This window comes from uncultured Anaerococcus sp., from assembly GCF_963510575.1.
Classification (GTDB): domain Bacteria; phylum Bacillota; class Clostridia; order Tissierellales; family Peptoniphilaceae; genus Anaerococcus.
Map to the genome: position 1 here is coordinate 1 of NZ_CAUPFR010000056.1, position 10,754 is coordinate 10,754.

The window sequence follows — 10,754 nt, forward strand, 5'->3', positions numbered from 1 at the left end:
GTTTAGTTTCCTCGTCTTTTTTCTATATTAGGACTTTTGCAACAGCCCCTTCTATATCCGCACTCCGCCTAAGGAGCCGCTCGGGGGTGTAGCCGAGAGGGGTTTAAGGGGAGGCGGGTGAGGGACCCTGCGGAAGGTCCCTTGGGCCTCCCCTTAATACGGAGTAGTCATGTTAATGACTGAGAAAAAATTATAAGATAAAGATAATATAAAATAATAGAAAAAGAATATAAGTTATCTAGGATAAAAAGCTAAGGAACGTAATCTTTTTACAATTAACACTCCTATTCGTCGCGTCACTTGTAAAAAATTACATAAGGTTTTTCATAAATTTCTGCTTCGGTGCTTTGCACCTTGAGAAATTTTGAAAACCGTATAAACTTAGCTTACAAAGTTTATACTACTATTAATCTCGGATAAAAACCATTAATGGTTTTCTGGAACAAAAAAACCAGAATTTATAAAAATCCTGGTTTTCACCTTTACATAAAGTATGCTATTAAAAATATTGGGGCGAGAATTAAGAGTACAAATGGCATGAAGACTCTCATGGCTGCTAAAAACATGGCTAGCCTATCGCCTCTTTCTAGGTTATCTTCATCTAATAGGGATTCTTTCTCTTCGATTTCTTCCCTTGTTTTACCCTTAAACCTGTCTATTGGTCTTTTCATATAGCACTAATTTCTTCTAATTCCTCAGCTTCTTTTGCTCTACGAGCAAGGTTTGCTGCGTGGGCTTTTTCTTTTTCTTCTTCAGACACGTCCATTAGGTGGCAGGCTACGAAGTGGCCTTCTCCTACATCTTTAAGTTCTGGTTCGAAGTTTTTGCATATATCCATTGCATATTCACACCTAGTGTGGAACCTACATCCCTTTGGTGGTCTTACTGCAGATGGTATATCACCTTCGATTACAGCAAGCTCTTGGCCTTGGTCTACGTCTGTTCTTGGTATAGCTTGTAGTAAGGCTCTTGTGTATGGGTGGAGTGGGTTTTCAAATATCTTTTCAGAATCTGTTAACTCTACCATTACACCTAAATACATTACACCAATCCTGTCAGAAATATATTTTACTACTGAAAGGTCGTGGGTTATGAATAGGTAGGTTAGGTTATTTTGCTCTTTTAAGTCTTGAAGAAGGTTGATGATTTGTGACTGGATTGATACGTCAAGGGCAGATACTGCCTCATCGCAAACTATAAAGCTTGGTTTTAGGGCAAGGGCTCTTGCTATACCAATTCTTTGTCTCTGTCCACCTGAGAATTGATGTGGATATCTGTGTAGGAAGTATGGGGCTAGACCACATTTTTCCATGGTTTCTTGGATATATTCGTTGTAGCCTTTTTCATTTCTAGACTTGAATAAATCATGGCCTAGAACTCCTTCACCGATGATGTTACCTACAGTCATCTTTGTATCTAGAGATCCGTAAGGGTCTTGGAAAATCATTTGTAAGTCCTTACGTAATTGTCTCATCTCTTCTTTATTTAATTCTGAAAGGTCGATACCTCTGTCAACTTGTGCCTCGAGTTCATCAAATTTTTCCTTCGACCTAAGAGTATCTCTGTAGGCTTCGATTTCAGCTCTTTTTTCTTCGATTCTCTTAGTTATGGCATCAGCCTTATTTTTTAATTCCTTATATTTTGGATCTTCATTTAGGATTTTATAGTAATCGTCCCAGGTTCTTACCATCATCTGAGCCTTTTGCTCAAATTCTTCTATGGCAAAATAAACCTTGGCTCTTTCTTTCAAGATTTGGTATTCTCCGCTAAGGAGGCTTGCTACCTTGCCTAGGTCATCTGAAGCTAGGAGACCGCCAGCAATTCTTATCATATTTAGGTATTCTTCTTCGATTTCACGGCGTTTGAACATAGCTTTTTCGTTGTTCATTGCCTTGTCTTCATCGGTTTCAGATTTTTCTAAATCACTATAAATCTTATTTAATTCATCTAATTCCTTGTGGTAGTTAGGGAATTTTGATGGAATTTTACTAATCATCTTGCCCATGTATTCTGGAGCAAGTTCTTCTAGAGTTTTTCCGTAATAAAGGGTTGTTCCCTCTGTTTGTTCGTAGATTTGTAGGAGGGTTCTACCAAAGGTAGACTTACCACATCCTGATTCTCCTACAAGACCAAGTGTTTCACCCTCATAGATGTCTATAGATATAGATTCATTGGCGTGGACATATTCGCCTGGGCCCCTATGGAAAAGGCCTTTTTTCTTAAGAGGGAAATATTTTTTAAGGTTTCTTATTTTGAATAAGACCTTTCTGTCTTTATTTTCCATCTTCTTCTCTTTCCTTTCTATTTGGGTAATGGCACCTAATTAATTGGTTGTCATTTACTGCCTTTAATTCTGGCATTTCCTTGATACATCTTTCTGTAGCAAACTTGCACCTGTCAGCGAACTTACAACCTGCTGGTAGGTTTAGTGGGTGAGGAACGCTTCCTGGGATAATATCCAACCTCTCATTCCTATCTGAAGTTATAGATGGGATTGAGTTTAGGAGAGCTACAGTGTATGGATGGTTAAAGTCTGTTATATCACGTTTGAAGATAAATTCTACTGGTGATTGCTCAACGATTTGTCCACAATACATTACTGCTACTTCATCAGCCATTTGGTTAATTACACCTAGGTCGTGGGTGATAAAGAGGATTGATGTACCAGCCTTGTGCTTAAGGTCATTCATCAGCCTTAAGATTTGGGCCTGGATTGTAACGTCAAGGGCTGTAGTTGGCTCGTCAGCTATTAGAAGCTTTGGCTCACAAGCAAGGGCCATGGCTATCATTACCCTTTGGTTCATACCACCTGATAATTCAAATGGATATTGCTTGGTAACTACGTGTGGGTTTGGTATTTTAACAGCTGCCAAAAGTTCTTGAACTCTCTCAGCTGCTTCTTTTTTATTCATGCCCTTGTGAAGCATTAGGACTTCAGAAAGTTGTTTTTCTACAGTAAAAACAGGATTTAGGGAGCTCATTGGCTCTTGGAAGATCATAGAAATCTTATTTCCCCTGATATGCTCCATTTGGCTTGTGTTGTATTCGGAGATTTTTTCTCCATCAAAGATTATTTCACCACCATAGATCTTTTGGTTAGTTTCAAACAGTTGGAGAATACTCATCGCTGTCTGACTCTTACCAGATCCAGACTCACCTACAAGACCCAGTGTCTTACCCTCATCAACAGATAAGGTTACGTCGTTAACAGCCTTTATCAGACCACGTCTTGTAGAAAAGTAGGTATGAAGATTGTTTATTTCAAGTAAGCTCATAATTTCACCTATCTCTCGTTTGCTCTTGGGTCGATTGCATCTCTTAGGGCATCACCGATAAGGTTAACTGAGAATGATGTCAAGAATACTGCAAGGGCTGGGAATACCCATCTCCACCAGTAAGTGTTAAGTACATCTGAACTTTGGGCAGCAGTAAGCATGTTACCCCAAGATGGTGTAGGTTCTTGAACACCGAATCCTAAGAATGAAAGACCACTTTCAGTAAGAAGGTTGCCTGCGTAACCAATTGTAGCGTTAACTATTACTATAGAAAGGACGTTAGGTAATATGTGCTTAACCATAATTGACCAGTCCTTTACACCAAGCGCCTTGGCAGCAGTAATATAATCCCTCTCACGTTCTGCAAGGATTTGACCACGTACCAAACGGGCAAGTCCTGTCCAACCTAAGATACCCAAAAGAATCATAACCATGGTTATCCTTTGCTCTTGGCTAGCTCCAGGTGGGAGTAGGGCAGAAAGGGAAATAAGCATTGGGTAGAATGGGAAAGATGCAACAATCTCTGAAATCCTCATCAAGATATTATCAACTCTTCCGCCGACAAAACCTGATACCATACCGATTAAAACACCAAGTCCAATTTGGATAATTGTTGAAATAAGGGATATAACCATAGTCATCTTGCCGCCGTGGATAAGTCTTGTAAAGATATCACGACCTTGGTCATCTGAACCAAACCTAAAACCATTTAGGCCCCAAGTTTTGATTTTTCCTTCTTTATCTACAGCATAATTATTAAAGTAATTTTCAAATATTTGTGAAAATTCACCTTGTGGAGTTTTTGTTTCACCATAATTATCTAAACCCCATTGGTAAATTTTCCCATTTTCATCAAGGGCAGATAATACTGAATCTCCTGCCTCTATATCTACAATTTTAGCATCAAATTTTGGTATAAATTCACCAGATAATTTATCTCTAGATGGACCCCAAACATAGAGTTTGCCATCTTCTGTAAGGGCTGCTGCAGAATTTGCAGTAAGAACTGCCTTCTTAGCCTTTACCTTGCCTTCTCTTAGTTCAGCAGGCATAGCTGTATCATTTTCAGCACCTCTTACACCAAGAAGGTCAACAGACCCATCTTTTTTAACAACTATTACGTTGATTGTATTACAATCAAAGTCAACAATCTGTCCTTGAATCTTAGATGGAATCATATCTAGTCTTGAAGCAAGGGTAGAACCCCAAATAATAATATTGTTAGCCTTGGTTAATACTACTGAATATTGAGTACCACCACCAATTTTTGCTATACCTTCTTTTTTAATTTGGGCTGCCTGCATACCAGGTACTTTGGTTTGATCGAAGGTTTTATTACCCCAACCATATATATTATTATCTTCAGTAGCAACAAGAATATGTCTATCTCCTGCTGCCACATCTGTTATTTTCTTGCCTTCTAGATTGTTTTTAACTCCCTCAGGCATAGAAAGAACCTTATCTTCATTATCAGAACCCCAATAATAGATGTTGCCTTCTTTTGTAAGTCCTACTGCGAAAGTATTACCAATTGAGATTTTTTCAACACCTTCTTTTTCCATTTCGCTTGGATAATTCATATATCCAGCTCCTGGGGCTACATTTGTAAGGTTACCTTGGGAATAATATTGGTCGAAAGGTAGCATTTTTGAACCAACAAAAATTACGAGAACTATAGCTAAAAACATAGCCAAACCAATCACACCAAGTGGGTTTCTGAAATAATTTCTAAGAGCAACCTTACCTGGGCTCATGATAGCTTCTTCTTTTAGCTTATCATTTTCAGGACTTTCTTTTGGACCACCTTCCATATTAGTATTTTTTGTTTTTTGTTCATCAGCTTCTGGTCTTGGTGTAGGATTTTCATCATCCATACCAGTCGCAAAAGTAAATCCTCTCAAAAGGTAAGTCTTTAGGAAGCTCAAATAAGATTTAAAAGGTTTATTTATTTTTCTATTCATATTAAGCCTCCAATTTAACTCTTGGATCTACTAAGGCATAAGCTATATCCATTAAGAGGTTTCCTAGGAGGGTAAGGATAGCATAGAACATTGATAAGGCAAGGATAATATTGTAATCTTGCGCCATTACCGCAGTAATAAGCTCGTTACCAATTCCCCTATAAGAGAAAATCCTCTCTGTAATAGCAGAACCTGAGAACATTCCAAGTACAGCCCATGTTAACGCTGTAACTACTGGGATTAGAGCGTTCCTAAAGGCGTGAGAATATACTACTGTTTTTTCCTTAAGACCCTTAGACCTAGCTGTTCTGATATAATCTTGGTCTAGGGCATCTAACATAGAGTTTCTTACATACCTAGAAAGGGACGCAAGAGAACCTACTGTAAGTGTAAGTGTAGGTAGACTTAGGTATTTTACCCATTCTCCAAAAGTGTTTTGCCTTGGCATACCGTTTGCAGGGAACATCTTTAGCCTAAAGGCGAAGAAGAATATCAAAATTAGACCTATAAAGAAGGTTGGTATTGATAAACCTACGAGAGTCAAGGTTTGGGACGTCTTATCAAAGAGGCCTCCCTTGTGAGTAGCCGACCTAATTCCTATAAGAACTGAAAGTACAAAAGAAATTATTGTAGAACCGATATTCAAATAGACTGTATTTTTAAGTGGCTCGGATAAATATTCCTTAACTGATCTTCTAACTCTGGTTGACTCACCAAAATCACCCTTAAGGGTCCTACCTAGCCATCTAACGTATTGCTCTGGTAGAGGTTTGTCATAGCCATACCTCGCTTGCAAGTTCTTATACATCTCTTCTTTCTGTGCTTTTGTCATCCTACCTGTAGTAGGTATCATAGCCTGGATAGGATCTCCTGGCATGGCCTTAGAAAAGGCGAAAAGCATGATAGATATAATAAGAGCTACTGGTATTAGGTTTATAATTCTCTTAACTATATAACGTAACATATATATCCTTCCTCTTTTGATTTAGACGAGCTTTTATGTATTAATCAATGATTCAAATAATTTTAGGCCCACTTCTAAATCATATAATTTATACCTACAATAGTATTATATTTAGGCCTTTTTGTCAACCGATTTTTGATTAAAAAACCAAATTTTATCATAGGCCAACTCTTTTTCATAAGGTTTTTAATGAATATTTATAAATATCCATTAATATTAATGTTTTTTTTCAATTTTTATTATTTTATGAAACTACTTTTAAGGTCCTTCTTGTAAAACGTTCATTTTCCAACGTTTCGCAAGGGGATTCGCCTTTTTAAAAAAATTTTGCAAATTTTTTTTGACTGGTTTATAATTATTTTTGTGATATCGATTATCACAATCAATATATTTTGCAATAAGGAGTTTTATGAAAAAAAGAAACAAAATAGCCATCTGCCTGGCTTTATCAAGTGCAGTTTTGTTAGGAACAAGTAATGGGAATTTCCTAAAAAATCCTTCCTTTAGAACTATCAGTTTTGCTAGTAATCCTAGTTTGATAAAAGGATCTAGGGGCGGTTATATGACTAATTCAATAAGTCTGGACCACGATTTTATCAATAGCATAAAAAGCGTAGAGGTAAACGGCTCTAGCTGGACAGAAGATTCTGAAGACAGTATACCAAAGAAAAGGGGAGTCTATTACTTATCTAAGGGTGCAAATGGCGATGAATTTTCTATAGTTTTCACCAAGTTGGAAAAAAATGACAGAATAGTCATAAAATCAGATAAAAAGATCCTATCTCTTACAATAAGTGAGCCTACAGATTCATGGAATGATAATCTAATAGATAAAAATTCTATCAAAGAAGAAAACATAGGCTCATCTAGCCAAAAAGAAGATGTGCCAAAAGAAAAAGATGAGGAATCAAATAAAAAATACATACTTTCGTCAGAAAGTGGTTTTTTAAATAATACCATTAGACTTGATACAGACTTTGTAAATTCTATTAAGGACGTAGAAGTAAATGGTCAGACCTACACAAAAACTTCTAATTCAAGGCCATCAAAAGGTCAAATTTACTATTTAATCAAGGGGGGAATGGACGGTCCTAACCAAGATGGTGTGAGATTCCCAAAACTAAACAAAGGTGACAAGGTCCTTATAAAAACCGATAAAATATCTCTATCCTTTATTATAAGTAATCCCGAGTCTTATGATGGGATAATCGATAATGCTAGCATAAAAGTCCAGACTCTCGGAGAGAATCCTCCAAAAAAAGAAGACCAGCCAAGTGATGGCAAGGCTGATCAAAACAAGGATATAGCCTTCACCTATATAGAAGAAAACTTTGGTGATAATGTATTGCGCTTAGGAGATGGCACCAAGGTCGATAAAAATAAGCTTGAAAAAATAATTATTAATGGCAAGACCCAAACAAAAACCTCATCTCCTTCAGCCATTTTTGCCAATAATGCCTATGCTTTTTCAAAGTATGGAGATCTCTGCATAGATAGGCTAAATAGCAATGATTCGCTTTCAATAACCTACGATGGAAAAGAATACAATTACTTATACAAGGATAAAAAACTTGTTGATAACAAGGATAAAAAGGATGTGACCTACCAAATAAGACTAGTAGGAAAGTTTGACAATCTTTTAGTAGGTCAGACAAAGTTAGATGGTTTTTCTTGCGGCACTGCCTCAGTTTCAAACAATCCTAATGCTGTATCCGTAGAGTACACAGACAAAGAAACTCCTACCAAGGATGATTGGAAAAAACTAGAAGACAGGGGCAATGAATTTAGGGACGTCAAAGCTGTTATAGATGATAAAGATACAGGCATAGAGGCAAACTTCGCCCATGGTTCTATAAGTCTTGGCGGAAGCCCAACAAAAGCAGGTACTTTCAAAATAAAAATAATTGCCGAAGATAAACGTGGTCAAAAAGTAGAGTCTAATGAAGCTAAAGTAGAAGTCCACAAACTGGGAAAACAAAGCTTAGAAGAACTTTTATCAAAAGCTAAATTCATCCAAACCCAAGATAAAAAATATATGTGGGAAATGAGTCCATGGAAGGTTACAGAATTTAATAAATCTGATAATCTTGTAAATGTACCAAAAGACCTCAAAGCTTGGTTTGGCTCCCACGAATCTGGCACCTACGGAGAATTAGGTAAGGAAACTTTAGAAAAACCAAACCAAACCCTAGTTGTGGGCGAAGGCACTAATTTAACAATCAAAAATATGAAGATTTTAGGTTCCGTAAAGATTATCGTAAAAGACGGAGGAATCCTAAACCTAGATGATTCTGTTGTTTTTGGCAAGATTGAAGTGTCAAACGGTGGAAGGTTGAATGTAAATTACAACCCACGCAAAAAAGAAATTACAAGTGGCGCATCAATTTGGGGCCAAGTCGTCCTTAAGGATGGGGCTATACTTGGACATTCTTCAATCTATTCAAACACCAACTACGCAGCCCAAGGCAAGCTTGTAAATATTAATAGCAAACCGGTTATAAGGGTTGAGGGTAAGGCAAGGATAGAAGGTGAAGTTTCTATAAGAGGTGACGAGCAAGCAACAAAGGGTGAAAGTGGACAACCAGCCCTAGAAATCGGACCAAATGGTGTATTAGATATAAGCGAAAACTCATCTTTAAACCTATTTGGTGGTGGAGCTAAGCCTCTAACATCTGTTGGTGGTGACGCTCTCAAACTTAATGGCGGAAAGGTGACCGGCAAGGGCAGATTAGTTGCAGTAGCTGGAGCAGGCCACGGCAAAAAGGGTGGCTTGGGAATCTCTGGCCATGGAACTATATCTGTAAGCCAAGCCTATATTAGAGGAGGCAATAGCTCAAAGGACCCAGCCAAGGCTGTAGAATCTGACCAAATAAAATTTGAAGGAACAAGGGGTGTGAGCATAGATGGCAAAGTTCCAACTTTATACGACCCAATTCCAGCAGAAGACTACTGGAATGTGACCGAAAGAATTTCTCCTTCAATCTTAGATAGGATAAATAAGGTCATAGAAGAAAACAAGAATGCGCCATTAAATAAAAACCAAAGTTCTGATACAGAAAATACCCAACCTGAAAAAGGGGATGGTAAAAAGGAAGAAGAAAACAAACCTAGCAAGGAAAATCCGGATAAAAACAAACCTGGCAAAGAAAATCCAGACGAAAACAAACCTGGCAAGGAAAAGCCAGATGAAAACAAACCTGGCAAGGAAAAGCCAGATGAAAACAAACCTGGCAAGAAAAAGCCAGATGAAAACAAACCTGGAAAAGAAAAGCCAGACGAAAACAAACCTGGAAAAGAAAAGCCAGACGAAAACAAACCTGGCAAGAAAAAGCCAGATGAAAACAAACCTGGCAAGGAAAATCCAAATAAATATAAGCCAAGTTATAAACCTAGCGACAAAGACCTGGTAAAACCAGACAGGAAAGGTGAGAAAAACCACTATTCAAATTACCAAGTAGATTATTTGCCAGATTACTTTTTAAATAAAAGTAAAAGCAAAAAATTTGACAGAGAAAAATATAACAAACTAAAAAAAGCCTATGAAAGATCTATCATAGTAACAAAGGCTGCTGCTTTGTTATTGGAAAAATGTCCTGAGAAAACAAAAGACATCAGAAAAGACCTCATAAAATTAATCAAGGAGTCAGAAAAATTAAGAAAAGAAGCTGAAATATTGCTCATAAAAATGAATCCTGATTTTAAAATCATGGGCTAAGACTAAGTAAAAAAAATGGGGATGTTGCAGAATGAATAAATCGTACCAATATCATCAGAGCTACCTCTGATGATGAGGATATAATTATTCACAATTTGCAACAGCCCCTTTTTGTTAAAAAGATTTTACTTTCATTGTTATAAGTATTTTTAAAAGCTTAAATTCTATAGACGAGAATCCACAAAAAAAGACAAGGTAATTTACCTTGTCTTTTTTAGAGTCTTATTTTTCTAGGCTCATAGCGTTAATTTGATATTCAGATTCCCAAACTGGTGTGTTTATATCGAAACCTTTAACTCTCTTTGTGTAACCTGTGTGGTATTGGTTAGAGTATAGAGGAATTTCTGGTAGGTAGTCGTTGTACCACATTTCGAAAGCTTCCCAGTTATCTAGGTATTCATCTTTCTTAGTTGGATCTGTTTGACGAAGTTTAACTGTGATTTCGTCAGCTTTTGGATCGTTTGTTCTTGTCTTGTTGTCAGATCCTTTTGAGTTGTATTGGTACCATGGATCGAATGGTGTACCAAATCCTGTACCCATGTTGAAGGCTGTATATTCAGCATCTTCTTTTGGGTTAGTGTAGTAATCAAGAAGGGTAGCGAATGAACCAGCTGTTACGTTGTATTCCATACCTACTTGCTTAGCATTTACTGGAACTTGGTTTGAGATAAGGGTTGTGATTGGAGATTCATCAGAACCGTATTGGTTAACTTGAAGTTTCTTTCCAGTTTCGTCATATCTGTAATAATCGAAACCATCAGCGTTTTTAGCAAATTCTTCATCCGCTTTTTTCTTATCCCATGGAGTTTTACCATCTTTTTCGAATTTGTATGGTGTTT

General features: G+C 37.2%; 6 protein-coding genes and 1 pseudogene. 1 reads left to right on the forward strand and 6 read right to left on the reverse strand.

What is annotated here, in order from left to right; genetic code table 11:
• Nucleotides 1-482: 482 nt before the first annotated feature.
• From RQ907_RS05380 to RQ907_RS05400, 5 genes are read right to left on the reverse strand one after another with little or no spacing between them, the layout of a single operon-like run.
• The gene (locus RQ907_RS05380) at nt 483-671 is read right to left on the reverse strand and encodes a hypothetical protein (RefSeq protein ID WP_311492357.1); all 189 of its coding nucleotides are present in this window, start codon (nt 669-671) and stop codon (nt 483-485) included.
• Nucleotides 668-2,284 carry an oligopeptide/dipeptide ABC transporter ATP-binding protein gene (locus tag RQ907_RS05385; protein WP_311492358.1) on the reverse strand — a complete coding sequence of 539 codons (1,617 nt, stop codon included), beginning with the start codon at nt 2,282-2,284 and terminating at the stop codon, nt 668-670. Before RQ907_RS05385 ends, RQ907_RS05380 begins: the two co-directional genes overlap by 4 nt.
• Nucleotides 2,274-3,275, reverse strand: a complete 1,002-nt coding sequence (locus tag RQ907_RS05390; RefSeq protein ID WP_311492359.1) for an ABC transporter ATP-binding protein — start codon at nt 3,273-3,275, stop codon at nt 2,274-2,276. Before RQ907_RS05390 ends, RQ907_RS05385 begins: the two co-directional genes overlap by 11 nt.
• Before the next feature lie 8 nt (nt 3,276-3,283).
• A complete protein-coding gene (locus tag RQ907_RS05395; protein ID WP_311492360.1) occupies nt 3,284-5,236 on the reverse strand; it encodes an ABC transporter permease subunit in 1,953 nt (650 codons plus the stop codon).
• 1 nt (nt 5,237) lies between these two features.
• A complete protein-coding gene (locus RQ907_RS05400) occupies nt 5,238-6,200 on the reverse strand; it encodes an ABC transporter permease (protein ID WP_311492361.1) in 963 nt (320 codons plus the stop codon).
• Nucleotides 6,201-6,609: 409 nt separating this feature from the next.
• On the opposite strand from RQ907_RS05400, the gene RQ907_RS05405 reads away from it, so the two are divergent.
• Nucleotides 6,610-9,915 (forward strand): hypothetical protein, encoded by a 3,306-nt coding sequence (locus tag RQ907_RS05405; RefSeq protein WP_311492362.1) that lies wholly within the window; start codon nt 6,610-6,612, stop codon nt 9,913-9,915.
• Nucleotides 9,916-10,137: 222 nt separating this feature from the next.
• Here the strand turns inward: RQ907_RS05405 and RQ907_RS05410 are convergent.
• Nucleotides 10,138-10,754 (reverse strand): annotated as a pseudogene (locus RQ907_RS05410) (ABC transporter substrate-binding protein); the annotation flags it as partial.

Excerpts from the sequence above, each read along its gene's own strand:
- RQ907_RS05405 (WP_311492362.1), top strand. The coding sequence starts at position 6,610 with ATGAAAAAAAGAAACAAAATAGCCATCTGCCTGGCTTTATCAAGTGCA.
- RQ907_RS05395 (WP_311492360.1), bottom strand. The coding sequence starts at position 5,236 with ATGAATAGAAAAATAAATAAACCTTTTAAATCTTATTTGAGCTTCCTA.
- RQ907_RS05400 (WP_311492361.1), bottom strand. The coding sequence starts at position 6,200 with ATGTTACGTTATATAGTTAAGAGAATTATAAACCTAATACCAGTAGCT.
- RQ907_RS05380 (WP_311492357.1), bottom strand. The coding sequence starts at position 671 with ATGAAAAGACCAATAGACAGGTTTAAGGGTAAAACAAGGGAAGAAATC.
- RQ907_RS05390 (WP_311492359.1), bottom strand. The coding sequence starts at position 3,275 with ATGAGCTTACTTGAAATAAACAATCTTCATACCTACTTTTCTACAAGA.
- RQ907_RS05385 (WP_311492358.1), bottom strand. The coding sequence starts at position 2,284 with ATGGAAAATAAAGACAGAAAGGTCTTATTCAAAATAAGAAACCTTAAA.